This is a genomic window from Rhodococcus sp. YL-1 (assembly GCF_001942025.1).
Lineage (GTDB): Bacteria > Actinomycetota > Actinomycetes > Mycobacteriales > Mycobacteriaceae > Rhodococcus_F > Rhodococcus_F qingshengii.
In genome coordinates, this window is record NZ_CP017299.1 from 2,108,142 (window position 1) to 2,134,250 (window position 26,109).

24 protein-coding genes are annotated in these 26,109 nt (G+C 62.6%); 15 read left to right on the forward strand and 9 right to left on the reverse strand.

Annotated elements, in window-relative coordinates; genetic code table 11:
- Nucleotides 1-54 precede the first annotated feature (54 nt).
- From BH682_RS09850 to BH682_RS09865, 4 genes are read left to right on the forward strand one after another with little or no spacing between them, the layout of a single operon-like run.
- Nucleotides 55-1,050 carry an ABC transporter substrate-binding protein gene (locus BH682_RS09850; protein WP_054188177.1) on the forward strand — a complete coding sequence of 332 codons (996 nt, stop codon included), beginning with the start codon at nt 55-57 and terminating at the stop codon, nt 1,048-1,050.
- Nucleotides 1,047-2,087, forward strand: coding sequence for a FecCD family ABC transporter permease (locus BH682_RS09855; protein ID WP_075832776.1), 1,041 nt, complete (start codon nt 1,047-1,049; stop codon nt 2,085-2,087). The genes BH682_RS09850 and BH682_RS09855 overlap by 4 nt, the downstream gene beginning before the upstream one ends.
- The gene (locus BH682_RS09860) at nt 2,084-2,899 is read left to right on the forward strand and encodes an ABC transporter ATP-binding protein (RefSeq protein ID WP_411561101.1); all 816 of its coding nucleotides are present in this window, start codon (nt 2,084-2,086) and stop codon (nt 2,897-2,899) included. Before BH682_RS09855 ends, BH682_RS09860 begins: the two co-directional genes overlap by 4 nt.
- The gene (locus tag BH682_RS09865) at nt 2,896-3,666 is read left to right on the forward strand and encodes a (2Fe-2S)-binding protein (protein WP_075832778.1); all 771 of its coding nucleotides are present in this window, start codon (nt 2,896-2,898) and stop codon (nt 3,664-3,666) included. The genes BH682_RS09860 and BH682_RS09865 overlap by 4 nt, the downstream gene beginning before the upstream one ends.
- A 31-nt stretch (nt 3,667-3,697) precedes the next feature.
- Here BH682_RS09865 and phoA read toward each other — a convergent pair whose 3' ends face one another.
- Nucleotides 3,698-5,230: an alkaline phosphatase gene (gene phoA, locus BH682_RS09870; protein WP_003940796.1), complete on the reverse strand. Its 1,533-nt coding sequence runs from the start codon at nt 5,228-5,230 to the stop codon at nt 3,698-3,700.
- A gap of 268 nt (nt 5,231-5,498) precedes the next feature.
- On the opposite strand from phoA, the gene BH682_RS09875 reads away from it, so the two are divergent.
- From BH682_RS09875 to BH682_RS09890, 4 genes are all read left to right on the forward strand, one after another.
- Nucleotides 5,499-8,786 carry an error-prone DNA polymerase gene (locus BH682_RS09875; RefSeq protein ID WP_075832779.1) on the forward strand — a complete coding sequence of 1,096 codons (3,288 nt, stop codon included), beginning with the start codon at nt 5,499-5,501 and terminating at the stop codon, nt 8,784-8,786.
- A 234-nt stretch (nt 8,787-9,020) separates the two neighbouring features.
- Nucleotides 9,021-9,368: a hypothetical protein gene (locus tag BH682_RS09880; RefSeq protein ID WP_007727425.1), complete on the forward strand. Its 348-nt coding sequence runs from the start codon at nt 9,021-9,023 to the stop codon at nt 9,366-9,368.
- A 14-nt stretch (nt 9,369-9,382) separates the two neighbouring features.
- Nucleotides 9,383-10,153: a glucose 1-dehydrogenase gene (locus BH682_RS09885; RefSeq protein WP_003940866.1), complete on the forward strand. Its 771-nt coding sequence runs from the start codon at nt 9,383-9,385 to the stop codon at nt 10,151-10,153.
- 56 nt (nt 10,154-10,209) lie between these two features.
- On the forward strand, nt 10,210-11,217 hold the full coding sequence (locus BH682_RS09890) for a zinc-dependent alcohol dehydrogenase family protein (protein ID WP_007727420.1): 1,008 nt from the start codon (nt 10,210-10,212) through the stop codon (nt 11,215-11,217).
- On the opposite strand, the gene BH682_RS09895 is transcribed toward BH682_RS09890, so the two are convergent.
- On the reverse strand, nt 11,204-12,094 hold the full coding sequence (locus tag BH682_RS09895) for a dienelactone hydrolase family protein (RefSeq protein WP_007727417.1): 891 nt from the start codon (nt 12,092-12,094) through the stop codon (nt 11,204-11,206). The genes BH682_RS09890 and BH682_RS09895 overlap by 14 nt on opposite strands.
- Before the next feature lie 33 nt (nt 12,095-12,127).
- Nucleotides 12,128-12,967 carry a CPBP family intramembrane glutamic endopeptidase gene (locus BH682_RS09900; RefSeq protein ID WP_039972807.1) on the reverse strand — a complete coding sequence of 280 codons (840 nt, stop codon included), beginning with the start codon at nt 12,965-12,967 and terminating at the stop codon, nt 12,128-12,130.
- Between the two features lie 85 nt (nt 12,968-13,052).
- Between BH682_RS09900 and BH682_RS09905 the strand changes: the two genes are divergently transcribed.
- On the forward strand, nt 13,053-13,361 hold the full coding sequence (locus BH682_RS09905) for a rhodanese-like domain-containing protein (protein WP_003940684.1): 309 nt from the start codon (nt 13,053-13,055) through the stop codon (nt 13,359-13,361).
- A 47-nt stretch (nt 13,362-13,408) separates the two neighbouring features.
- On the opposite strand, the gene BH682_RS09910 is transcribed toward BH682_RS09905, so the two are convergent.
- Nucleotides 13,409-14,050 carry a dihydrofolate reductase family protein gene (locus BH682_RS09910; RefSeq protein ID WP_003940771.1) on the reverse strand — a complete coding sequence of 214 codons (642 nt, stop codon included), beginning with the start codon at nt 14,048-14,050 and terminating at the stop codon, nt 13,409-13,411.
- Nucleotides 14,051-14,124: 74 nt separating this feature from the next.
- Complete coding sequence (locus BH682_RS09915; protein WP_042449826.1) at nt 14,125-15,210, reverse strand: TDT family transporter; 1,086 nt, start codon at nt 15,208-15,210, stop codon at nt 14,125-14,127.
- Nucleotides 15,211-15,301: 91 nt separating this feature from the next.
- Between BH682_RS09915 and BH682_RS09920 the strand changes: the two genes are divergently transcribed.
- Nucleotides 15,302-16,213 (forward strand): LysR family transcriptional regulator, encoded by a 912-nt coding sequence (locus BH682_RS09920; protein ID WP_030535095.1) that lies wholly within the window; start codon nt 15,302-15,304, stop codon nt 16,211-16,213.
- A 12-nt stretch (nt 16,214-16,225) separates the two neighbouring features.
- On the opposite strand, the gene BH682_RS09925 is transcribed toward BH682_RS09920, so the two are convergent.
- Nucleotides 16,226-16,906: a TetR/AcrR family transcriptional regulator gene (locus BH682_RS09925; RefSeq protein ID WP_007727412.1), complete on the reverse strand. Its 681-nt coding sequence runs from the start codon at nt 16,904-16,906 to the stop codon at nt 16,226-16,228.
- Nucleotides 16,907-16,979: 73 nt separating this feature from the next.
- On the opposite strand from BH682_RS09925, the gene BH682_RS09930 reads away from it, so the two are divergent.
- The 3 genes from BH682_RS09930 to BH682_RS09940 all read left to right on the forward strand — a co-directional run bounded on the left by BH682_RS09930 (nt 16,980) and on the right by BH682_RS09940 (nt 23,322).
- Nucleotides 16,980-18,116, forward strand: coding sequence for an FAD-dependent oxidoreductase (locus tag BH682_RS09930; RefSeq protein ID WP_075832781.1), 1,137 nt, complete (start codon nt 16,980-16,982; stop codon nt 18,114-18,116).
- Nucleotides 18,117-18,123: 7 nt separating this feature from the next.
- On the forward strand, nt 18,124-18,957 hold the full coding sequence (locus tag BH682_RS09935; RefSeq protein ID WP_075832783.1) for a DUF3626 domain-containing protein: 834 nt from the start codon (nt 18,124-18,126) through the stop codon (nt 18,955-18,957).
- Nucleotides 18,958-19,137: 180 nt separating this feature from the next.
- Nucleotides 19,138-23,322, forward strand: a complete 4,185-nt coding sequence (locus BH682_RS09940) for a bifunctional nitrate reductase/sulfite reductase flavoprotein subunit alpha (RefSeq protein WP_075835217.1) — start codon at nt 19,138-19,140, stop codon at nt 23,320-23,322.
- 6 nt (nt 23,323-23,328) lie between these two features.
- On the opposite strand, the gene BH682_RS09945 is transcribed toward BH682_RS09940, so the two are convergent.
- On the reverse strand, nt 23,329-23,793 hold the full coding sequence (locus BH682_RS09945) for a tRNA (cytidine(34)-2'-O)-methyltransferase (protein ID WP_075835219.1): 465 nt from the start codon (nt 23,791-23,793) through the stop codon (nt 23,329-23,331).
- Between the two features lie 136 nt (nt 23,794-23,929).
- On the opposite strand from BH682_RS09945, the gene BH682_RS09950 reads away from it, so the two are divergent.
- Together BH682_RS09950 and BH682_RS09955 are read left to right on the forward strand one after the other, a co-directional pair.
- Nucleotides 23,930-24,613, forward strand: coding sequence for an excalibur calcium-binding domain-containing protein (locus tag BH682_RS09950; protein ID WP_058039043.1), 684 nt, complete (start codon nt 23,930-23,932; stop codon nt 24,611-24,613).
- Nucleotides 24,614-24,646: 33 nt separating this feature from the next.
- Nucleotides 24,647-25,267 carry a pentapeptide repeat-containing protein gene (locus BH682_RS09955; RefSeq protein WP_003940770.1) on the forward strand — a complete coding sequence of 207 codons (621 nt, stop codon included), beginning with the start codon at nt 24,647-24,649 and terminating at the stop codon, nt 25,265-25,267.
- Between the two features lie 6 nt (nt 25,268-25,273).
- Here the strand turns inward: BH682_RS09955 and BH682_RS09960 are convergent, their stop codons facing one another.
- Nucleotides 25,274-25,549, reverse strand: a complete 276-nt coding sequence (locus tag BH682_RS09960; protein ID WP_007727403.1) for a DUF1905 domain-containing protein — start codon at nt 25,547-25,549, stop codon at nt 25,274-25,276.
- A gap of 32 nt (nt 25,550-25,581) precedes the next feature.
- Nucleotides 25,582-26,094 (reverse strand): GNAT family N-acetyltransferase, encoded by a 513-nt coding sequence (locus tag BH682_RS09965; protein WP_223304435.1) that lies wholly within the window; start codon nt 26,092-26,094, stop codon nt 25,582-25,584.
- Between the last annotated feature and the right edge of the window lie 15 nt (nt 26,095-26,109).

Below are 26,109 nucleotides of genomic sequence, written 5' to 3' on the forward strand. Positions count from 1 at the left end.
GCGGAGTTGTCTGTCGGATTCTCATTCGTGGCTCAGAGCCCTTACGAGGTCCCCGTGTCACTTCAGTTCTCCCCGTCCCGCGCCGCCGCTGTTCTCATCGCGGTCGCCTTGGTTTCGGCAGGTTGTTCCAAAGGTCAGGAATCAGAGTCGGCGTCTGCTGCGGAATCCTTCGCACAGCCGGTATCCGTGACCAACTGCGATCGCGAGATGACCTTCGATTCGCCGCCGCAGCGCATCGTGTCTTTGAACGGACACGTCACCGAAGCCCTCATCGAGATCGGCGCGGGTGATCGGATTGTCGGGCGGGCGTACAGCGACAACCCGCCAACTGCCGAGACCGCCGATGTATTCAACAAGATTCCCAGCCTTTCCGATACGTTCCCCAGCATGGAGCAGGTCCTCGACGTCGATCCGGACTTCGTGGTCGGAGGAATGACCAGTGCCTTCAACGAGAAGCAAGGCCGTTCCCGAGACGCTTTCGGCGAGCGCGGAATCAACACCTTCCTCTTCTCGGAATACTGTGGCACCGGTTTCCCCGACATCGGATTGCTCGAGAACGACTACACGCAACTCGGTCGAGTCCTGGGCGTCGAAGATTCCGCCCGCGAGGTCGCAGAGCAGATCAGCGATGGTCTCGATTCCGTCCGCGCTTCGGTCGGAGACGCGGCGCCGGTACCGACCTTCTTCTACGACAGCGGTGACCAGGTTCCGACGACCATCGGCGGAGTCGGCGTCGGTCAATTGGTCGCGGAATACTCCGGCGTCTCGAACATCTTCGCCGAAGGGACAAAGCCCTACATCGACGCATCGTGGGAAGCTGTTGCCGAGCGTGCACCCCAGGCAATCGTGGTCATCGACTACGGCGACAAGACCGCCGAGCAGAAGATCGACTTCCTCCGTGCCCAGCCGTTGATGGCGACCACCCCTGCTGTGCAGCAGAACCGGTTCGTCGTGGTTCCTCTCGCTGACCTGTTCGAGAGTTCACGGTTGGTGCGTTCGGCACAGACCATCGCAACAGCCTTCCATCCAGGCGCTGACGCGGCGAAGTGACCCGCACGCGTTACGGGTACGGCGCCCTGCTTGTCGGCTTGGCGGTCGCCTTGGCGATCGTCCTGGGGTTGGCCGTCTCCTTGGGATCGGTTCGCATTCCCGTCGGTGACGTCTGGGCGATAGTCGGAGCCCGTTTGGCGCCAGGGACTTTCGAGACGTGGTGGACCGCGGCGCGGGAGTCGATCGTGATCGACTCCCGCCTGCCACGTGCACTCACTGCCGCGGTAGTGGGTGCTTCGTTGGCCATGGCAGGTGCAGTTGCTCAAGCTGTCACCCGTAATCCGCTTGCCGATCCGTATCTGCTCGGAGTCTCGTCGGGCGCGGGATTCATGGTGGTGCTCGTGTCGGTGCTGGGTTTCGGCGCCGGCCTCCTCGGGGTTTTCACGATTCCGGTCGCAGCATTCGCCGGGGCGATGATCCCGTTGTTTTTCGCACTGCTGATCGGCGGCCGGTATCCGCAGCCGACCGCGATCATTTTGGTGGGTGTCGCGCTCGCCCAGATATTCTCGGCGCTCATCACCTTTTGCATCCTGGTATTGGCCGATGATCGGCACGTGACGTCGGTGATGCACTGGATTGCCGGCGGATTCGGTGATGCACGATGGTCGACGCTGATCTTCCCGACGATCGCACTCGCCGTCGTCGGCACAGCCCTTCTGTTCAGTTCGCGATGGATGGACGTTTTGCAGACCGGTGACGACGGGGCCGCTGCACTCGGTATGAACGTCCGACGGTTCCGTGTCTTGTCCTTGCTCGCGGTCTCCGTACTCGCGGGCGCAGCAGTCAGCGTTGCCGGTGGAATCGGTTTCATCGGTCTGCTGATCCCGCATCTGGCCGGCTTCATCGTCGGCACCAGAGCAATTCGACTGCTCCCTGCTGCAGCCCTGCTGGGCGCCGTCGCGATGGTTGCCGCGGATACCGCTGCGCGCTCGGTGGCACAATCCACTGAAGTTCCGGTCGGAGTGATCACGGCCCTCGTGGGTGCACCGATCTTCGTCTGGATGCTCTACCGGCAGTATCGGAGGCTCGAACAGTGACACAGGCCAGAACAGTGACACTCCCGAAAGACTCCGAAACTGCGCCCCCGCTCGAACTCGTCGAGACCCGGGCGCGGCTCGGAAATCGCGAAGTGTTGCGCGGCATCACTTTCGCAGTCAAGTCCGGTGAAATATTGGGCTTGGTCGGGCCGAACGGCAGTGGCAAGACGACGGCGCTGCGCTGCTGCTACAACGCTTTGACGCCGACAGGTGGCGCAGTTCTGATCGATCAAGTCGACTCGACGACGCTCTCGCGTAAGGACATCGCCCGAACTGTCTCGGCAAGTGTTCAAGAACCCACTGTCTCGGCAGGACTTTCGGTTCGTGAATCGATCGCGCTCGGACGAACTCCGCACCGCAGCTGGTTGGACCGAAGCACGGAGCGCGATACCGCCATCGTGGACCGGTGCATCGAGCAGGTCGGTTTGGTCGAGCTTGCCGGACGAGACGTATCGACCCTGTCGGGTGGTGAGCGGCAACGTGTCTCGATAGCTCGCGCATTGGCTCAGGAGCCCAAGGTTCTGTTGTTGGACGAGCCGACCAATCATCTCGATCTTCGTCACCAGTTGATCGTGATGGAACTGCTTACCGAACTTGCGTCGGCGGGGCTCGCAGTTGTGGTCACGATGCACGATCTACGGTTGGCAGTCGAGTACTGCGACAACCTTGCCGTGCTCACCGAAGGTGAACTCCGCGCGTGTGGGTCTACGGTCGAGGTGTTGGACGAGCCGTTGTTGGCCGAGGTTTTCGGCATCAGGGCGCGAGTCGAACGCGGAGTACGTCCGCGGATGGAGATATTGGGGCTGGCATGACGGAATCGGTGGCCGGGATCTACGCCCGTATGGCAGTAGCTGTGCCGTTCTTCGACAACCTGAGCGCGTATCCGGATACGGTGCCCGCGGTGTTGATGACCGACCCCCAGTGGTTGGCAGCACGTGTCGCCGATACGGCAGAGCGATGGGGGAGTGCGGACAGTCGAGTGAACGGCACGTTGTGGTGGTACTCGGCCAGCTCGACGCTGACCGGCATTCCGATCGGAACCGGGATGGTCACCGGGTTCGCGGCCGATCCATCGTTGGACGGTGGGCGGATCTTCTTGCGTGACGACGGCTATCTGGGCGGTTTTGCTGCCGGATCGGTCATTCCGATCTCGCGGAGTGTGGCGGAGTTGGGCCACGCGATGTTCCGCTCGCTCAATCCCGTGATCGAGGTACTCGCCGAGGTCTCCGGCGTTCGGCAGCAGGCGCTGTGGGCGATCACGACGGACTCCATCGCCAATCGCAGCCTCGATGCCGCCGGTAATGCGCGGGAGCGCGGAAGTGCATTTGCGGCCGGTCTGATCGAAGTTCTCCGCGGTGAGAACCCGGGCATTCCGGTCCCGCGTTTCGTGGACGTGGATCGCAGAGAATCTGCTGTGCGCGTAAGTAATCCATTGACGCCGGTGGCATTCGGGCGACGCAGATTCACGCAGCGGGCGTCGTGCTGCCTGATCTACGAGGTACCCGGTGAAGGCAAATGCACCAGTTGCCCGAAGCGCGCACCCGAAGATCGGGTGCGCGCCTTGGCTGCTCTGGTGTGACTGTGGGTGGGCGGATTCAGGTGTTGTCGGATCAGTGAGCTGCGACCTTGGAACGGTCGAGTCCCAGCGCGTCGGTCATTGTGAAGAACAGGTCGGTCTGGTCCGTGAGACCGCTGACGTTGGCCGCATGCGGGCCGAAAGCTGCTACGCGCAACTGAGTTCCGGTGTGTCCTTCGGACTCGACGGCCGGATCCTCGGACGTTCCGTAGCTGATCGTCATCTCCGAGCCGTCCTTGGTGGTCAGCTTGCGGGTCAGGCCGGGGTAGACGATTTCCTGGGCGCGCTCGACCGGGATGTTCTGGTCCTTGGCGATGGTGGCGATGTCGTCGGCGCTGACATTGGTGACGATCTGGCTGGTGTGAGCGTGGTCGGCTGTGACGATGACCAGGGTTTCTCCGTCGGTCTTCGCGAATTCGAGTGCCTTCTGCACAGCTTCGTCGAGGTCGACGGTTTCACCGATCTGACCGCATGCGTTGGCTGCGTGATCCTGCTTGTCGATCGAGGCACCTTCGACCTGGAGGAAGAATCCGTTGTCGTTGACCTTCAGTAGGTCGATGGCCTTCTGAGTCATGTCCGCGAGCTTGGGCACGTCGGAGGTTCGCTTGGGGTTGTCGACGCAGGTTTCGGCGGGTTGCAGGTAACCGTCACGGGTGGCGACAGAGCCTTCCCAGCGGACGGGCATGTTGCCGTCGGCGAACAAGCCGAGCACGGGTGCATCCTGATCGGCCTTGCCGACCTCGTTCATCTCGGCGGCGTTCTTCACCAGCTGGTAGCCACGGGCGGCGGCCTGCTCATTGAGCGTCTTGCCCTGCCAGTCACCGGCTTTCGCAGTCTCGGCGAAGGACTTGGCGCCGCCGGCAAAGGTGACGTCGGCGCGGGTGTCGAGGAGCTGTTCGCTGATCGATCCCTTGCCGCCGTTCTCGAGGGCGTTCTCCGGGCAGGACTTGGACGTCGCCTCCGGTCCGTAGCACTTGCGGCCACTGACGTGCGCGACCTGCACTGCGGGGGTGGCGTCCTGCACCTCGGCGGTGGAGACGTTGCCGGTGGCCTTGCCGTTCGCCTTGGCGATCTCGAGGACGGTCGACTGGGCCTGCCCCTTGATGTCGACCGAAATCGCGCCGTTGTAGGTCTTGGTGCCGGTGGACCATGCCGATCCGCTGGCTGCGGAGTCGGTGACGTAGTCGGGCTTGCCGTCCTTGGTCAGTGCGTAGTGCGTGTACTGGCCGGTGATCGGCAGGGCGTCGAGGCCGGGGAAGCTGCCCGCAGCGCCTTCGGCGTAGTTGCGTGCGGCGGTGATCTCCGAGTCGCCCATGCCGTCCCCGATCAGGAGGATGACGTTCTTCGCGCCGGAGGCATTGACGGCGTCGCGCACTGCGGCCGACTGATCACCGTCGATGCGACGAGCGCCACCGTTCGAGGACAGTTCGCCGGTCGCGGCGCGATCGACGGTCGCGCCGTTCGAGCCGGTGGCCTCGTCGGCGCTGCTGCTGCAGCCGGCAGCGGCCAGAACGGCGACGGCGCCGGCGACGGCCGTCAACCTACGTGTGTTGCGCGAGAACGACATACGAGTAGTACTCCTGGAAACAGTATGGATGGAGATTATGAACGCCGCTAATGATCTGGGGCGAAAGTGAACGGAGTGCAGACATGCGTACATCTGAATGTGACGAGACGGTGAGGGTTGAGATTCGCTCTGTTGACTGTGGGTGAGTGACCTGTCAGACTGAATCTGCATCGAACATCAGTTCGATGCATGTGGTGCGTCTTCCCTTTCGGCATCCTCGAGCAGTCGGTCGTCCCTGACGGCCGACTCGATCAGGTGCGAGGTCAGTGTGGGTTGGGGAAATGGGCCGCCGACGTGGTCCGAGATGGAACGGGTGCTTTCCGGACGACCCGGCCGTGTGGAACACGAGGATTTGTTTCCGGGCGATGGAAGCGACAGCCCCGCCTGGTCAAGAAAGCGCGGCGAGTACCACGCGGGCGAGCTCACCCGTGGTGCCGGTGTAGTTCCTTACGCAGAACTGCACGCTCACTCGGCCTTCAGTTTCCTCGACGGTGCATCACCGCCGGAAGAGCTGGTCGAGGAAGCAGTGCGTCTCGGGCTCGAAGCTATCGCCGTCACCGATCACGACGGCTTCTACGGCGTGGTGAGGTTTGCGGAAGCCGCACGTGAATGGGGAATGCGCACCGTGTTCGGGGCCGAGTTGTCTCTGGATTCGGTACCCAGAACCGGCACGGCAGATCCCGGTGGAACGCACCTCCTGGTACTTGCCCGTGGGCAGGAAGGGTATCGCCGGCTCTCGCGGGAGATCGCCGCCGCGCATCTGGCGGGCGGCGAGAAGGGCAAACTGCAGTACGACTACGACGTATTGACCGAAGCGGCCGGTGGCCACTGGCAGATCCTGACCGGGTGCCGGAAAGGTCATGTGCGGCAAGCCTTGACGTCGGGTGGTCGCGACGCGGCGACGGAGGCTTTGCAGGATCTGGTCGAGCGTTTCGGGGCGGAGCGAGTGTCGGTGGAACTCACTCATCATGGGTTGGCGGAGGACGACGAGCGCAATGCCGTTCTGGCCGAATTGGCGAGAGAGCATGGACTACGTACGGTGGCGACCACCGCCGCGCACTTCGCCGCTCCTCCGCGTCGACGCCTCGCCATGGCAATGGCGGCTGTGCGGTCGCGTCAAAGCTTGGACGAGGCAGCAGGATGGTTGGCCCCTACCGGCGGAGCGCACCTGCGGTCCGGCGCGGAGATGGCGGCACTGTTCTCGCTCTATCCCGAGGCTGTCAGTGGTGCCGCCGATCTTGGTCGTGAGTGCGCTTTCGATCTCAAGCTCATCGCGCCCAAATTGCCACCGTTCGACGTGCCAGCCGGGCATACCGAGGCGTCGTGGTTGCGTGAGCTCACCATGGTGGGGGCGCTGGAACGCTACGGACCGCCGGAAGGTGCACCGAAGGCATACGAACAGCTCGAACATGAACTTGCCATCATCGAGGGATTGAACTTTCCCGGATATTTCCTGGTGGTGCATGACATCGTGTCGTTCTGCAAGAACAACGACATCCTCTGTCAGGGAAGAGGTTCCGCTGCGAACTCGGCGGTGTGTTACGCGATCGGCATCACCAATGTCGATCCGGTTCGCAACAAACTGCTGTTCGAGAGGTTTCTTGCGCCTGAACGTGACGGCCCGCCGGACATCGACGTGGACATCGAGTCGGATCGCCGGGAAGAGGCGATCCAGCACGTGTACGCGAAGTACGGGCGTACGTATGCCGCGCAGGTAGCCAATGTCATCACCTATCGAGGAAAGTCGTCGGTGCGGGACATGGCTCGGGCGCTGGGCTTTTCGCAGGGCCAGCAAGATGCGTGGAGTAAGCAGGTCGGCCGGTGGGGCGGTATCGACAAGAATGCGGATACCGATATTCCGCGTCCGGTACTCGAACTGGCGGCGCAGATCGAAGGCTATCCGCGGCACCTCGGTATCCACTCGGGCGGCATGGTCATCTGCGATCGTCCCATCGCCGACGTCTGCCCGGTGGAGTGGGCGCGAATGGCCAATCGTAGTGTCCTGCAGTGGGACAAGGACGACTGTGCTGCCGCTGGGCTGGTCAAATTCGACCTGCTCGGCCTCGGCATGCTTTCTGCTTTGCACTACATGATGGATCTGGTGGCCGAACACAAAGGCATCACAGTCGATCTGGCGCAACTCGATCTGTCGGAAACGGCGGTGTACGAGATGCTGCAGCGGGCAGATTCGGTGGGGGTGTTCCAAGTGGAATCACGTGCGCAGATGGCGACACTGCCGCGTCTGAAGCCTCGAAACTTCTACGACCTGGTAGTCGAGGTCGCGCTCATCCGTCCGGGGCCGATCCAAGGCGGATCAGTGCATCCGTACATTCGTCGGCGCAACAAACTCGAACCTGTGTCCTACGACCATCCGTCGCTCGAGAAGGCACTCGAACGCACGTTGGGGGTTCCGCTGTTCCAGGAACAGTTGATGCAGATGGCCGTCGACGTTGCGGGCTTCACGCCGTCCGAGGCCGATCAATTGCGTCGGGCAATGGGATCGAAACGCTCCACCGAGAAGATGGAACAACTGCGCGCGAGGTTCTATCAGGGCATGCGAGACCTACACGGCATCGGTGACGAGGTTGCCGACCGGATCTACGAAAAGCTGTATGCATTCGCTAATTTCGGTTTCCCGGAAAGCCATTCACAGAGTTTTGCCGCGCTGGTCTTCTACTCCTCGTGGTTCAAACTTCATCATCCCGCTGCGTTCTGCGCCGGACTTCTGCGCGCGCAGCCCATGGGTTTCTACTCGCCGCAGTCCTTGGTTGCCGATGCGCGCCGGCACGGAGTGCAGGTACACGGTGCAGACATCAATGTCAGCCTCGCGCATGCCACCGTCGAGGCAGGTGGATTCGAGGTTCGGCTGGGGCTGGGGGAAGTGCGCAACATCGGCGATGCACTCGCCGAGAAAATTGTCGAACAGCGCGACCTCGGTGGACCGTTCACGTCGTTTCTCGATCTGACCGGGCGGGTGGAACTGACTACCGCACAAGCTGAATCGCTGGCGACCGCCGGTGCGCTAGCCAGCTTCGGTATCTCGCGTAGAGAAGCGCTGTGGGCAGCGGGCGCTGCGGCGGGGGAGCGCCCCGACCGCTTGCCCGGTATCGGTGCGTCGGTCACAGCTCCCACCTTGCCCGGCATGAGCGACGTCGAATTAGCGGCGGCGGATGTCTGGGCGACAGGAGTATCTCCCGACACGTACCCGACACAATTCCTCCGCCCACAGCTCGACGCGCTCGGCGTGGTGCCGGCGTCGAGACTTCTCGACATCCCGGACGGTGACCGTGTGCTGGTGGGGGGAGCAGTCACACACCGGCAGCGTCCGGCCACAGCTGCGGGCGTCACGTTCATCAACCTCGAGGACGAAACCGGCATGGTCAACGTCGTCTGTTCGGTGGGGTTGTGGGCAAAGTACCGAAAATTGGCAAATACGGCGCCGGCGTTGCTTATTCGAGGGAAGGTGCAGAATGCAGAAGGCGCTGTCACCGTCGTGGCAGACCGGATGCAGCTGATGGATCTGCGAGTTACGGCCAAATCGCGAGACTTCCGTTAACGCCTGATTCTGGCCACCGTGTTAGTGCCGAGAGACAGTTTTGTGCCGAGAGGACAAATGTGGAGCTCAACTCTGACCTCCGAGCATATGGTGCGGGTCACATTTGCTCCCTAGGGTTGTCGCTTGAGCGCGATCGATTCACCACACGCAGCCGCGGTCAGTTGCCTTGCGCGTGAATATCGTCGCCTTCCAAACGCGCTGAACCAAAAGCACTTCGAGTCGAAGAGGAACTTCATGAGCACAGCGATTCTCGTCGCACACGTACACCCCGCCGATCCGTCTTCGGAGGATGCGTTCAACCGCTGGTACGACGACGTGCATATTCCGCAGGTCGTCGAACGAGTGCCCGGAGTTGTCTCCGCCTCCAGATTCTTCCTGGCGGATGTGCAGTTGCTGCCCGAGGATGCATTGCCCGCGCGCCGCTACCTGAGCATCTATCAACTCGACACGGAAGATCTCGCGGGCACCGCGCAGGCGTTGGGAAGTGCTTTGGGCGACGGAACTCTCGACATGTCCGAGGCCATCGCGACCACCGGCGACACCGGACCCGAATTGCTTTTCTACGTCCCGACCGAGAATTGAAGGGGAACGCTGACATGTCCGATCTTCTCGCGAACAAAGTTGCAATTGTCACCGGCGCAGGTGCCGGAATCGGCGCCGCCATTGCCCGGGCGTTCGGGGCGGAGGGCGCGAGGGTCGTGGTCTCCGACATCAACGGTGGCGCAGCACAGGCAGTGGCGGACTCGATCGACGGAGCTATCGCTGTCACAACTGATGTCACCGACGAACAGCAGGTCAAGGATCTCGTCGCCAGAGCGGTCGAAGAGTTCGGCGGACTGAACGTCGTAGTACCCAACGCCGGTATCGCCACCACGACCCCGCTGATCGAGACCTCGTTCGAGGACTGGCGGAAAGTGATGTCGGTCAACCTCGATGGAGTGTTCTTGACAGTGCGTCATTCGCTGCCCGCTCTCGTCGCATCCGGTGGCGGTTCGATCGTGAACATCTCGTCGATCTCGTCGACCACCGGCTCGCCTTTGATCGGCAGCTATGCCGCAGCCAAAGCAGCAGTTCGCAATCTCACCGAAACCCTGTCAGCCGAACTTCGCTTCCACGGAATCCGCGCGAATGCATTGCTGCCCGGATTCATCGATACCGACCTGGTCAAGAGTCACCAGCAGGATTTCGAGAATGCCCTCGGCCTCGAGTCCGGGGGATTCGACGACTTGATGGTCACGAAGCAGACGCGCTATGGCCGGACCGAGGAAGTTGCCGCCGCCGCAGTGTTCTTTGCGAGCGACCAGTCGTCGTGGTGCAACGGCAGCAGCCTGGTTCTCGACGGAGGGTTCACCGCTTCTCTCCTCTGAGCAGCAGAACCCTTTCCGAACGTCACCCGATCACCATTCGTGCGAGGATCCACACCATGACCAACCGCGCCGTGTACGTACTCCCGCCTGGAGGATTGAACAACCTCGAATCGAGGACGATCGAGACCCCGGGCCCGGGTGCGGGTGAGGTGACGATCGCGATCCACGCGAATTCGCTCAACCACCATGACTACCTCGTGGCGACCGGAGAGATAGCAACCGACGGTCCGCGGATCCTGTTGTCCGATGCTGCCGGGGAGGTCGTTGCGGTCGGAGACGGCGTAACACAGTTCAGCGTCGGAGATCGCGTGATGAGCACCTATTTGCCGCATTGGCGGAGCGGCACACCGGATTTCGACGGATTCGGAAATTCGCCGGGTGACGGTGTCGACGGGTTCGCCCGCGACACCGTCACCGTGCCGGTATCTGCTGTGACAGTGATGCCGCGAAACTACACCTACGAGGAAGCCGCTACCTTGCCCACCGCAGGTTTGTCAGCGTGGCGCGCACTATTTGCCGGAGTCCCGATCATCCCAGGGTCGTCGGTGTTGATCCCTGGGACCAGCACGGTGGCGCTGTTTGCCGTCCAGCTGGCCAAAGCTGTTGGAGCTCAGGTGATCGCAACGTCGTCGGCCCCCGACAAGATGGCACGATTGGTCGAGCTCGGTGCCGATCACGTGGTCAACTACCGTGAGCGCCCGGACTGGGGTTCGGAAGCGATGCGGCTCAGCGGCGGGATCGACCTCGTCCTCGACGTCGGCGGGCCGTCCACCCTCGGCCAATCTCTGGCGGCAGTCCGACCAGGCGGGCGAATCTGCGCGCTTGGCATCATGAACGGCCCCTCGTCGTCGATCGACCTGACTTCGCTACTGACCAAACAGGTCACCATCGAAGGTGTTCTGGTGGGCAGTCGTGCACATCAGGAGGAGATGGTCGCCGGGCTGGAGAGCCTGGCGCTTCGTCCCGTCATAGATTCTTCCTACAGCCTCGACCGCCTCGCTGACGCTTTCGAGCAGCAGAAATCCGGGCAGGCCTACGGCAAGATCGTCATCACAAACCCTTGATCGCTTGCCGGTCCCAACGGGGATCGGTGAGGATTTCCGCCGAGTCGCCGACAAATGCACGTGCGGCAGTCTGGTCGCCGCTCAGGGTGAATCTCAGCCACGCGGTGAGGTAGCCCCGGAATCCTTCGCCATCTGCGGCCCAATTGTGGCCGACGCCAAGCAGTCTGCCGCGGACCGCCGGTCCGGCGGTTTTGTCGAAGTACTCAGCTTGCGGATCGGCGGTGGAGACCGGGTCGTCGGCGCCGGTCATGAAGAACGTCGGTCCGGTCAACTGGGCCACGTCGATCACGTCGACAGGTCGCGAGGCCCACCACGGGTCAGGCAAATCGAGTACCGCCGTGGCGGTGATCAGATTCGCGGACTGGGTTGCCGCGTTGATCGCGCCACCGGCGCCCTGGGAGTGTCCGACCGAGGCAATGTTGTCGGTGTCGATCCGCTGGTGAAAAATGCTCTCAGCGTTGGTGTTCTGATCGACGACGTACTGGGCAGCCCCCAAGATCTCCGTCCCGTCGCCGGTGACGCTGCTGTCGGCCACCACAACGACAAAACCCCAAGAAGCGAGATGCTGCAGGAGCGCTTCGTACTCTTCGTAAGTCGCATAGCTGCCGTTGCCGAAGGTGACGACGGGATGCCGATTGCCATCAGACGACAAGCCGGCTGGGTAGAACAGTTGGTACCCGGGAACTGAATCGGCAGCCACTTCATGCGCACCCTTGGCTGCATACAGATCGCTGATCGATTCCGACGCGATGGATTCGGTGGTCGCGACTTCGGGAGTTGTCGGAACCCCCGCGGTGGCATGAGTGACGGCACCGGAGAGTGCCAGCAGACACGATGCAGTCACGACGGCGAACGAGTACGTGGTTCGAGAAGGCATGGGCACAAGTATGTCTTGTACGGTCGCGGTCGGTCAGGCCGAGACGGGTGTGTGCCGATCTTCGCCGATTCGATCTCGAATGAGGAAGACGGCGATCACCCCGAAGACGACCAAGAGGACCGTCAGTAGAGAGGTGATGGCGGCGGCGCCGCTCACTTCCGTGGTCACCGAAGTGTCCAGCCCGCCGGTCGAGAGAATTGTGGTGGGGTCGGTGAGGCCGTGTAACACGATTGCGGCCCAGATCGTGCCCGTCACACGCATTGTCAGGTACATGCACATACCGAAACCGAAGGTGTAGACCACGGTGACCAGAACGGTTGACGCCTTCATCCCGGCGATGAGGTTGACGGTGTGCATGAGTGCAAACACCAGTGAAGACACGACGGCGACAAAGCGTTCCCGGTGGCCGGCGTCGCGCAACATCTTCACTGCCAGGCCACGGGTGGCCAATTCCTCGGTCAGGCCGACGCACGCACCGAGCACCAGCAGGGCGATTACCTCGCCGGTGGTCCAGGCGCTCCAATCGGTTCCCGCCAGATGCGCAACAATGGCGGCGACCACGATGATCGGACCGATCCACATCCAACCGCGCCCACGAATGGGTTGTGGGCCGAAGACGCCGCGCAGCCAGCCGACCTTTGTCGTGAAAACCAGCAGGGCGATCCCGCCGATCGCGATGGGCAATGCGACGCCGAGGAGGATGCTGGAGGCGCTTGCCACGACATTGTCCGTGTCGATCTGGTCTGCAAAAACCCGGGAGGTAACCTGCCCGACAGCAAGATAGAACGCCAGGTAGACGACGATCAGCAGGAGCACTTTCCATACGGTGGGGCGACTCCAAAAACCGGACTTTTCGGGAACCGTATTGGTCATTGTCAGATCGTAAAGGGAGCTGCACGAAAACGCGCGGGTACCGTCTATTCGGACAGCAGCGAACACGAAGGCAGGCGCAGAAGAAATGTTGGAAGTCGATTTGAATGCACTGGACACGGCTTTGGCAGCGGGTGAGCCGTTGATCGACGTCCGTGAGGCCGACGAGTTCGCTCAGGTCCGAGTTCCCGGTGCGACGCTCATTCCGCTCAGCGAATTCGTCTCTCGCGTGGGTGAAATTCCGGACGCGGAAACGGTGTACATCATCTGCGCCGTCGGTGGTCGGAGCTTGCAAGCCGCTGAGTATCTGCAGGCTCGCGGCATCAATGCCGTTTCGGTGGCCGGTGGAACGATGGCGTGGTACCAGTCGGGGCGCCAGGTCGAGACCGGCGAATAGTGCGTAACTGTTGGGGCAGCTCCCGTTTACGGAGCTGCCCCAACACGTCACTTCCGCCAGAACAGGTGGTGCGTCACGCCGCTCGGGCTCGGCACAACGTCGAGGTTGAAGCGGTCGAGTAACTCGTCAGGTGTCTCCCACAGTCGTAGACCGGATCCGAATTCGATCGGGGAGACAGCGATGTGCATCGTGTCGACCAGATCGGCGTCGAGGAATTCACGGATAGTGCTGACTCCGCCGCCGAGTCGAACGTCCTTGCCCTGCGCTGCCTCACGTGCCTGCGCGAGGGCCGTCGCGGGGTCGGCGTCGACGAAGTGGAATGTCGTGTCCGATAGCGTGAACGACGGCCGCACGTGGTGGGTCAAGACAAAAACCGGGGTGTGGAACGGTGGCTCGTCGCCCCACCAGCCCTGCCACTCGAGATTCTCCCAAGGGCCGCGGTAGGGTGAGAATTTGTTGCGGCCCATGATTTCGGCGCCGATGTTGTTGGAGAAGTCCCGCGTGAAATAGTCGTCGAGGCCTCGGCTGCCGCCGGGATCGGTGCGATTGGGCCAGCTGGCCGTAGCTCCTGCCCACGCAAACATTTCACCGTGGTCCAGGCCGAACGGGCTCTCGAAGCTCTGGTCCGGACCGCAGGCTATTCCGTCACTCGAAACGCCGAAATTCTGCACTCGCAATAACTGACTCACCGTGTACTCCTGCTCTCGACAATGGTCTACGTGAGTACAGACCGTACGGCGAGCCAAAACTCATCGGTGCGAATTCATGCAGCCGCCGGTAGAACTCCACTGCGGATCGACCGGACGGTCCTGACCGCGACGGTTGCCCAGATGGGGATCAGTACGGTCAGCAGGGCAAGTGCGATTCCCAGGATCAGGGTGGAACCGGTGGCGACTCCGAAGGCATTCGCTCCGACGGCACATGCTCCGATGGGGAAGGTGAAGCTCCACCAGCCGAGCGAGAAGTCCAAGCCGCGGCGCAGTGCGTGGATGGTGACGACGGTGACGGTGACAAACGCGATCACGCCGATGATTCCGACGACGGTTCCGTAGGCGATCCCGAATTCGTGCAGGGTGTCGGCATGCTCGGGGCTGAGTGCATGCCGTGAGGCGGCGGCCAACAGGTTGGATGCCGCGATCGACTGTCCGATCACGCCCAACGGAATCCACAGTGAGGGAATGGCATTGAACGGGATCACGTCGACGCCGGCCGAACGGTTGCGTGCGAACTGCCTGGCGACGGCTACCAGAATGCCGATGGCGGCGGTCAGCGCCAGAGCGAACAGGATGTAGCAGAAAACCAGTACCGCGATGCGTGGAGCGCCTTCGGGCATGTGGGTGCTGACCGCTGCGCCGGTGGTGGCCGAGACCATCGGAGGTACGACGGGCATGAGCCAGAACGGCATTGCCGTCGCCATCCCGGCATCTCGAACGAGTCGAATCATCATCACGACGTAGGTGACCAGGCCGAGTGCCGTGCCGAGTGTCCACAGTGTCAGCGACACGGTGATCGCCACGTCGTGGCCGAGGAAGTCCGGGCCGGTGATGCCGGTTGCGGATCCCACGGTCAGCAGTGCCATTGCGACGGCGCCGTAGAAGGGGAACATCGCGGGGCTGTGCAGGTAGGCGAGGGCCTGACATCGATGTTGTGACCAATGGGTGGCAAATGCTCCGATCAAGGCGCACAGTACGAGAACCGCCAGAACCCAGAAGATCTCGGAGACCAGTTTCAAGCCCTCGATCTCCGGTTCGAGCGAAGCGGCGGCTACCGACACGATTCCCGTTCCCATCGCTGCCGCGAACCAGTTCGGAGTGATGTGGGCGAAGGTGGAACTCGTTGTGGTGGTCATGTATTTCACTGTCGTCTCATCCGGTCCGTACCGGTAGACCGGTTGTTCTTGAATGCCCACAAACTCGCCTTGTGGGTCTAATCTTGGGACTATGTCGTTGTCTCCTCGGGTGCCGGAACTCAGTGCCCTCGACGTCCTCCTTTCCGTAGGGCGTCTGGGCAGCATGGGTGCTGCCGGCCGGGAGCACGGACTCAGTCAGCAGGCGGTCAGCGCCCGGGTGCGTTCGGTCGAACGCCAACTCGGAATCAAGGTGTTCGATCGAGCGGCGACCGGTGTTCGTCCCACCGCCGAGGGCGGTCTGATTCTCGAGTGGGCAAGTCACATCCTCGTCAGTGCCGAGGAAATGGCATCGGGAGTTGCCGCACTTCGCGGTGAACGTGATGCTGCCGTCACGGTTGCCGCCAGCATGACCATCGCCGAGTATCTGGTTCCCGGATGGACGGTCGCGATGCGGCACAAGTTCCCCAACGTCGTGGCGTCGGTGAGCTTGCACAATTCCTCGGACGTCTCTGCTCAAGTTCAGGCCGGCCAGGCCGATATCGGATTTGTCGAAGGGCCGGATGTGCCGTCGGCGCTCGCGTCGTGCGAAGTAGCGCGTGATCACCTCGTCGTGGTTGTGCCGCCGGGACACGACTGGGCGAATGGTGTGCCCGTTCCGGTCGAGGAACTCGCACGCACACCGCTGATTCAGCGAGAATCAGGGTCCGGTACGCGCCTGACGCTCGAGAATGCTGTTCCCGATTGTGTGCCGCCGCTGCTCGAGCTCACCTCGTGTACCGCTGTCAAGGCTGCGGTGGTGGCAGGCAACGCCCCGGCTGTTCTGTCGTCGCTGGCAGTTGCCGCCGACCTGACGGACGGCCGACTGGTCGCGGTCAACGTCGACGGCTTGCGGATGCCGCGTCGACTCCAAGCCGTCTGGGATCCCGATCGCGGATTGCGCGGTGCGGCAAGAGATTTCCTCGATATAGCGCTCGGATCCAACACCGCTGTTCATTCACGCTGACGGCTACGGCCGCTATCGGACGGTGTCGATCCCCGCGAGGATGAGCTCGATGCCTGCCAGAAACTGTTCTCGGTCGTCGTGGTCGCGCAACTGCGCCGTCACCTGATTGAGGAACGGGTACTTCGCAGAGTCGAGTTCTTCCCATCGCGTGGCGACGCCCGCGAGGAAAGCGGACCGATCTGTCTCACGGGGGAGCAGACGGGCGCCCGCGGCGTACTGTCCGGCGAGACCGAGCACGTAGTTCAGGAGCGCGGACGCGCAGTCGAACTGTGCCGATTCGGGAACGCCGAGCGCCTGGAGTTGCTCGCCGAGACTTTCGAAGATCTGCATCACCGCTGATTGCCACGGTTCACGTGAGAGTTGGGTGCCGACCCAGGGGTGGGCGTCGATCGCGTCGAACACGCCGAGGGTGATGGTCCGGATCGCCTCCCGTGGGGCTGCGCCTTCGGTTGCACCGGTTGTCACGCGGGCGATGACGTCGTCGGTCGCCGCGGCGAGCAGTTCGCTCTTGTTGGCAACGTGCCAGTAAATCGCCCCGCTACCTGTTGCCAGGCGTGCGGAGAGCGCGCGAAATGTCAGCGCGGCTTCGCCCTCGTCGTCGAGGATCTCGATCGCAGCCTCGACGATTCGCTCCTTCGAGAGCGCATCCGTACGTCGTTCGGTCCGCTGATTCCTGGTCGCCATGCGAACCATCTTGACATATCTGGAACGCCGTTCCAAGATGTCATTGGAACGACGTTCCAATCGAAGCCTGAAAGGAAACAACATGAGCAACTCGATAACGATCATCGGGGCGGGCCTCGGCGGTCTGACCCTCGCGCGTGTCCTCCACGTTCATGGAATTCCGTCGAAGATCTACGAGGCGGAACTGTCGGCAGAAGCTCGCACGCAGGGCGGCCAACTCGACATCCACGAACACAACGGTCAGGCCGCGCTCGACGCTGCCGGCCTCACCGACGAGTTCCGCGCGATCATCCACGCGGGCGGCGCCGCGTCGCGCGTACTCGATCAACACGCCGCCGTGCTCCTCGACGAACCCGACGACGGCACGGGAGCACGTCCCGAGGTGCTGCGCGGCGACCTCCGTCGAATCCTGATTGATTCCCTTCCGGACTACACGATCGAATGGGGACGCAAAGTCGACACTGTGCGCTCGCTCGGAGATGATCGCCACGAGTTGACCTTCGTCGACGGTTCGACAGTGACCACCGACCTTCTCGTCGGTGCAGACGGTGCCTGGTCGAAGATCCGGCCGCTGCTCTCCGATGCGAAGCCGGAATACGTCGGCACCACGTTCGTCGAGACCTACCTCTACGACGTCGACGAGAAGCATTCGGCTGTAGCCGAAGCCGTCGGGGACGGGGCGATGTACGCGCCCGCACCAGGAAAAGCGATCGCCGCGCATCGAGAGGCGGGAGACATCGTGCACACCTACGTTCAGCTGAACCGTCCGGCGGAGTGGTTTGCCGGTATCGATTTCACCGACGCCGCCGCTGCGACAGCGCGGGTCGCGGCCGAGTTCGACTGTTGGGCAACGGAACTCACGGCGCTGATCACCGATGGCGAAACCGCTCCGATTCCGCGCGCGATCCATGCACTTCCCGACGAGCACCGATGGGATCGAGTGCCTGGGGTGACGCTCCTCGGTGACGCGGCGCACCTGATGGCCCCGTCCGGTGAGGGTGCGAACTTGGCCATGTTCGACGGCGCCGAACTGGGAAAGGCGATCGCCGCGCACCCCGACGACATCGAAGGGGCACTCGCCGAGTACGAAGAAGCGATGTTCGTGCGCAGCGCATCCGAGGCCGCGGACTCGCACGTGATCCTTGATCTCTGCCTCGGTGAAGGCGCACCGTATTCACTGGTCGATTTCTTCACCGGCGCTGCTTCCATATCCGGATAATGGGCGAATGCCTGTTGATTCCACTCCTTGGTCTGCCGCGATTGCGCACGTGAGCGGTCTCTCGAAGGGCGGCCCGTTGGATCGAAATCACCGGGTGACGTTGCACTTTCATCCGGACCTCCCGTCTGAACGTGGTCTGACACTGGCCTCGATCGCACGTCAAGGCACCTATGTGACCCAGTTCGAGTCTCGAACGAGCAACGGCGGACTGACGGCGCATCACGGCGGCGATCGTTGGCGTTGGGAGAGTCGGATATTCGGCGGAGCTTACGACGAGCGAGAGCCCTCGGAACGGCCGAAGTACGGATCGTTGAACTATCGCTCCGATCCCTACGGGGCATCCCCTCGGTTCGGCTCGTCCTACTTCCGGCTTGCCGAGCACACGCTCGACCGCACCACTTTCTGCTTTCCCGACAGCGTCTTCGAGCCTGATCATTTCGGAACGGCCGAAGCGATGAGCTTGGTCGGCGCCGCACGGGCTGCCGAGCTCGACGATCCGCTCGACCACTACATCGAGGCGCACGTTCACGGCGTCGTCGACATCGGGACGGACGTCGAGGCGCTCGTTCTGGATCCGAGTTACCGGGGCACACGGATCGAAGAGATCGCCCACTCGCTCACGTGCCCGGTGCTGTGGCACGAGGGATACGCGGTCGATGTCGACGAAATAGCCGAACATCCCGAATACCGGGGAGCGGCCGTGATCGACCTTGCCCGAGAAATTGCGCACGGCAGGCGGCTGACGCCTGCCGTCCTGGGGCTCGCACGGGGTGCATCCTTCGATCCGCAGGACGTCAAGAAGGTTTGGCACTACATCGCTCGATTCGGCGGCAGAGCGTAGAACTGGGCATTCGCGTACAGCTGCACGTCGACGACCGCTGGTCCCGGGACCGCACATCGGTCCGAAGGTCGCGGTGAGGAAAGAGTGATTGATACGCAACATCGGGCATGAACTCCCGAAACAACTGCATCCGAAGATAGAAGTCGACCTTGATCCTCGGTCGAAGGGATGCATGAATCGATGGGCGCTCAACTCACCACCACCAGTGTCGACACACTCTGCGCATACTGCGGGGTGGGCTGTGGTCTTGTCCTCGACATCATCACCGATCCCGAGACGGGTCGTCGGAAGGCTGCGAAGTCTTCCGGTCTGAAGACACATCCCACCAACTTCGGGCGTCTGTGCACCAAAGGCACCACGACCGCAGACATGCTCGCCGGCCCGGGGCGCATGGAATCTGCATATCGCCGTCCGCGCCGAGGTGATGCGATCGAAGCGGCGGACATGGCCGCAGTCATCACTGACACCGCCCAGCGCCTGCGGGCAATAATCGACGAGCACGGTCCCGACGCGTTTGCGTTGTACGTGTCCGGGCAGATGTCACTCGAAGCTCAGTACCTGTCGAACAAACTGGCCAAGGGCTTCATCGGGACCAATCAGATCGAATCGAATTCCCGTTTGTGCATGGCGAGTGCCGGCACCGGCTACAAGCAGTCACTCGGGGCCGACGGACCGCCCGGTTCCTATCAGGACTTCGAACACGCCGACGTGTTCTTCGTGACCGGCGCGAACATGGCGGACTGCCATCCGATCCTTTTTCTGCGGGTGCAGGAGCGGATCAAGGCAGGCGCGAAGTTGATCGTCGTCGATCCTCGACGCACCGCCACCGCCGACAAGGCGAACTTGTTCCTGCAGATCGCTCCCGGCACCGATCTCGCGCTACTCAACGGACTACTCCACCTGCTCGTCGTGAACGGCCACACCGATCCGGACTTCATCGCCGACTTCACCGAAGGCTGGGAGGTCATGCCCAGTTTCCTCGCGGAGTACACGCCTGCGAAGGTCAGCGAGATCACCGGTATCCCCGAGGCCGACATCCGCACTGCAGCGCAGTGGATCGGTGAGGCTGCAAACTGGATGAGCTGTTGGACAATGGGTTTGAACCAGAGCACCCACGGCACGTGGAACACCAACGCCATCTGCAACCTTCACCTTGCGACCGGTGCGATCTGCAAGCCCGGCAGCGGTCCGTTCTCGTTGACCGGTCAGCCGAACGCCATGGGTGGGCGCGAAATGGGCTACATGGGGCCAGGTTTGCCAGGTCAGCGCGCCGTGATGGTCGACGCCGATCGCGAATTCGTCGAGGAGAGGTGGGGGATCCCGCAAGGCTCGCTGCGCACCGACATCGGCGGTGGCACCATCGACATGTTCTCCCGAATGGCGGCGGGCGACATCAAAGCGTGCTGGATCATCTGCACCAATCCCGTTGCGACGGTAGCCAACCGCAAGACCGTCATCGACGGCTTGGAGAAGGCCGACCTCGTCATCACCCAGGATGCTTTCCTGGTCACCGAGACCAACGAATACGCCGATGTTCTGCTGCCTGCTTCGCTGTGGACAGAGTCCGACGGAGTGATGATCAATTCCGAACGCAACCTGACGCTCTTTCAGCAGGCACTGGATCCGGTCGGGCAGGCGCTGCCTGATTGGCAGATCATCGCCCGGATCGCCTGCGAGATGGGGTACGCCGAAGCGTTCACCTACACCTGTGCCGAAGAGGTGTTCGAAGAGATCAAGCAGTTCTGGAATCCGAAGACCGGCTACGACTTACGCGGCGTCACCTACGAGCGCCTCCGCAAGACATCGATCCAGTGGCCATGCCCGCCAGATAGTGATCAGGACCGTCATCCCATCCGATACGTCAATGACGGTGTCAGTCAAAGACTCCTGATCCGCGAGGACGGCAGCACTCCGAGGCTCGCATTTCCCACCGCCACTGGCCGTGCGATGTTCTTCGCACGGCCGCACATGCTTCCCGCCGAAATGCCCGACGACGACTACCCCTTCCTGCTCAACACCGGTCGTCTCGCGCACCAGTGGCACACCATGACCAAGACCGGCAAGGTGGCCAAGTTGAACAAGCTCAACCCAGGTCCCTTCGTCGAGATCCATCCCGACGACGCCGCCAGGCTCGGTATCGTCGACCAGGATGCGATCGAGGTTGCCTCACGCCGCGGTCGCGCTGTGCTTCCGGCTGTTGTCACCGACCGAGTGCGTCCGGGGAACTGCTTTGCCCCATTTCACTGGAACGACGCCTTCGGTGAATATCTGTCCATCAACGCCGTCACCAACGACGCCATCGACCCGGCCTCGCAGCAACCGGAGTTCAAAGCCTGCGCTGTCACTATGACGAAGGTCGCCGTGAACACACCTGAAACGGTGCTCGCCGAGGCGGCGCTGGTGGCTCCCGCGCCAGCTGATCGGGCTTTGTCACGAACCGATGTCCTCGCGGGCGTTCTCGGTCAAACAGGAACACCTGCAGTGGTATTCGATCCGCTCCAACAGAGCTACCTGGCCGGCCTTCTCGCCGCGTTGCGTGCGGACGCCGATCGCACTGCCGGGGTACCTACCTTGCCGTCGACGGCACCCTTCGATGCCGAAAAGCGGATGTGGGTCGACGGTGTTCTGGCCGGCCTGTACTCGCGGATCTCACTTCCTGACACCGACGGGCCTGCGTTGTCATCGAGTCCGAGTATTGGATCCGAGCGCGCGCCGATCGTGGTGCTCTGGGCATCGCAGACCGGAAACGCGGAAGAATTCGCTGCTGAGTGCGCCACTCGTCTCGGGGGAATCGGCTTACCCGTGGTGATGCACGCGATGGACGAGTTCCCGACCGCCGACCTGGCAGCTACCAGAGAGGTCCTGCTGATCACCAGTACCTCCGGTGACGGCGAATCCCCGGACAACGGCAGCGGTTTCTGGGATGCGTTGTCTGCTGACACGGCGCCCCGCATGTCCGAGACACGTTATGCAGTCATCGCTTTCGGCGACTCGAACTATGCCGACTTCTGTGGACACGGACGAAAGCTCGACGCCCGCCTTGCCGAACTGGGAGCCAGTCGTATCGTCGATCGCGCCGACTGCGAGCCCGATTTCGAGGACACCGCTGCTGGATGGCTGGAGGCGGTCACGGCTGAGCTTCGGAGCTCGGTGGCCGGCGAGACGACCGACGTCCTCGTTGCAAAGAAGAATTCTGGGACAACCGTTGCAGCCGCGCCGATTTCACCGGCGATGTCGCCGCCGCTGCGATACAACAAGAAGGCGCCACTGACCACAGCCTTGACGCGCAATGTCGTGCTCAACCGTCCGGGTTCTTCCAAAGACGTGCGGCAGTTGGGCTTTCACCTTCCAGGTGACACGGTCAGTTACGAAGCCGGCGACGCTCTCGGAGTCTGGCCCCGAAACAGCTCTCCGTTTGTCGACGAGTGGCTCACCCTTACTGGCCTCGACGGTGACGAGACCGTCGAACTGGGGCAGTACGGGGAAATGACGCTGCGTACCGCGCTCACCGAGCGCCTGGAGATCACTCGAATCTCGACCGACATGATTCGATTCGTGCATCAACGAACCCGCGATTCGGACCTGGCCGAGTTGTTGAAGCCGGAGAATGTCTCCACGTTCAAAGACTGGTCGTGGGGACGACAGTCCGTCGACATTCTCGCGCAGTCGCCCGTTCGTGCCTCGACAGACGAATGGCTCTCGCTGCTCAAACCGATTCAGCCGCGGCTGTATTCGATATCTTCCAGTCCGAAGGAGAACCCACGCGAAGTGCAGTTGACGGTGTCCGCGGTGCGATACAACGTTGCGGGTGTCCCACGGCGTGGAGTGTGCTCGACTTACCTCGCCGACCACGCTCACGATGACGACATCGGTATCTACGTGCAGAAGTCGACCCACTTCCGGCCACCTTCCGATCCCGAGACCCCGATGATCATGGTCGGTCCGGGGACCGGCATTGCACCGTTCCGTGCCTTCCTGCATGAGCGGCGGGCATTGGGGCACACGGGCCCGAACTGGCTGTTCTTCGGAGAACAGCACGCCGCGACCGACTTCTACTACCGCGAGGAAATCGAAGAATTGCGGAAAGACGGCTTCCTCACCGAACTCGACCTCGCGTTTTCCCGGGATCAAGCCGACAAGGTCTACGTGCAGGACCGGATGCGTGAGCGGGGTGCGCTGCTGTGGGAGTGGCTGCAGAAGGGCGCACACTTCTACGTCTGCGGCGATGCCAACCGGATGGCCAAGGACGTCGACAACGCCCTCAACGGTGTAGTCGCGCAACACGGAAAACTGGCCCCTCGTAGTGCCGAGGCGTATGTGAAGGCTCTTTCGGCGGAGAAGCGCTACGTCCGAGACGTCTACTGACGTCGATCAGACGGCGCCCTTGAACCCGTGCTGACGCCAGGCCTCGTACGTCACCAGGGCGGCAGCGTTGGACAGGTTGAGGGACCGGCGTCCGGGAAGCATCGGGATACGCAGACGCTCGGTGATGTGTTCGTCCGCCAGCACTTCCTCGGACAATCCGGTGGGTTCGGGCCCGAACAGCAGGACATCCCCTGGTTGGTAGGCGATATCGGCATACGACGTGGTCGCGTGTGCGGTGAAGGCGAACACGCGAGCGGGGGTGACGGCTTTCCAGGCAGCGGCCAGGTCTTCGTGGACCGTGACAGTCGCCAGATCGTGGTAGTCCAAGCCTGCGCGCTTGAGCTTCGGCTCCGACAAGTCGAACCCGAGAGGGCCGACCAGGTGGAGTTCGCAACCGGTGCCTGCGACCATGCGGATCGCGTTTCCGGTGTTGGGTGGGATGCGGGGCTCGTGGAACATCACTCGGAACACTCGAGGAACTGTACCGGGCGACGTATCGGTGCCCACGTCCGTGAGAAGACCGGTAGGTAAGTGTGGGCGATTTGGTAACAAACCGGCCAGTCCGTGCGAATCTATTTCCGGCACTCTTCGCAGAACGGACATTTTGATGAACCCTCCCGCCGGTTGGAACCCCGACCCCTTCGACCCCACGATCGACCGTTACTGGGACGGTCAGCAGTGGACCGCGCAGACACGGCCCAAGGGCGTCGACGCACCCACTCAGGCTTTCGGCACTCCCACGCAGGTCTTCGGCGCACCCGGATCGGCGGCGCCGGACACTAACGCCGAGGAAGGCAAGACGCGGCGTAAGTGGCCGTGGATCGCCGGCGCGGCAGTCGTGGGGCTGGTTGCCATCGCCGCGGCGACGGGAGCGGGCAAGTCGGAAGAATCGACGACGCCTGCTGCGACCTCTTCGGCGACAGCTGCAGCGACGACAACCAAGAGCACTGTCCCGTCGACGACAAAGACCACAACGTCGTCCGCCCCGCCGACCACGACTACCGCGACGACGCTGCCGACCACGACAACCACCGTGGCAATCGTGCCGCTGGTGCCTCAGGTTCCGGAGACCACGACAACGCCGTACGTTCCGCCCGCTCCGGCGTACACGCCCCCGAAGACAACGGAACCCGCCTACGTTCCGCCGCCGGCCAAGGTGCCTGACGCGGGGGTGTATTACGCCAACTGTGCAGCCGTGCGAGCGGCCGGTGCTGCCCCGATCTACCGCGGCGATCCCGGCTATTCGTCCAAGCTTGATCGTGACGGTGACGGCGTGGCCTGCGAGACCTAGGCGATCGAACCGGTGTCGGTGCGGCGGGGCAGTATGGACGGCATGCTCCCCGAAGAATCCGACGATGTCGTCGGCGAAGACTATTCAGACGCGCGGCTGGCCGGGCAGAAGTGGCGTCAGCGCACTTTCACCAACTGCAATTTCCGAGATGCCGACCTCACCGGACTCACGACGGAGTCGGTGGTGTTCACGGATTGTGATTTCACCGGCACCGATCTGGGGGAGTCCGTGCACACGGGAACTGCGTTCCGCTCGTGCAATTTTGCCCGGACCAGCCTGTGGCACAGCACGTTCCGAAACTGCAGTCTGCTCGGGTCGACGTTCGACGGTTGCCGCATCCGGCCGTTGACGCTCGACGAAGTCGACTTCTCGTTGACCTCACTCGGTGGGGCGGACCTGAGAAAGATCGACTTCACCTCATGCCGCTTCCGTGAAGCGAACCTGGTTCGGGCCGACATGCGGGGCGCGGTCCTGGCGTCGGCGGATCTGTCCGGTGCTCGCACGGGTGGACTCAAACTCGAAGGTGCAGACCTGCGCGGTGCGCGGATCGATCCGAGCCTGTGGACGTCCGCGTCCGTCGGAAACGCACAGATCGAGTTGATGCAGGCGGTGGCGTACGCGTCGGCTCACGGTCTTGTCGTCGACATGAAGTAGCAGCGCCTAGCTCTCCAAACGCTCCTCGAGGCGCACTGTCACCAGCTCGCCGGTCTCCTTGCCGATGGCTTTGCGAAGATCTGCTTTGACCGGCAGCTTGTGGTTGCCGTCTCCCAGCGCCATGAACGAACTCTGGAACGGATGTCCGTCGATCGTCCCGCGTACCTTGACCAGGCCGCGGGTGCCGAAGAACTCGGCGGACTCCGGCCAGATCACATAAGTCCACCCGCCCTTGGCGTCGCTCTTCTGCAGGGTGGCCGTGAATTCCTTGTCCAGCAACATGATGTCGGTCCTTTCGAACTCGTCCCAGTCGATCAGCGGATGAATTCCCGTGCGAGCAGATCCATCAACAGTCCGTCCTTCCACGCACCGTGGCGATCTCGCGAATACTCGCGCATCACCCCGACGTCCTTGAAGCCCACCGATCGGTAGCACGCGATGGCGACGGAGTTGTCGACTTCCGGGTCGATGACCAGACGGTGGAATGCGAGGTCGTCGATCAGGTGGGCACACAGCACCCGTATCGATTCGCGACCGAACCCTCGGCCGTGGAAGTCGGGATCGAGGAACAAGTCGAGCCCGGCGTGGCGGAAGTCGGGGTTGTCTTCCGCTTCGTACCACTGGATGAAGCCGATCAGTTGGTCGCCGTGGAAGATGCTGTAGTGCGTGGTGCCGGCTTCTGGCGCCGCAGGCCAGTCGTCGTCGGGATTTTGCCACCACTGCACGACGTCCGGGTGCAGGTGAATTGCCCGCAGACGGGCGTGATGATCGGGCGCGACGGGGGAGAGGAGCACCCTCCGGCCGCGTAGTTCCGGAGCCGTTGTCACTCATCGACCCTAACC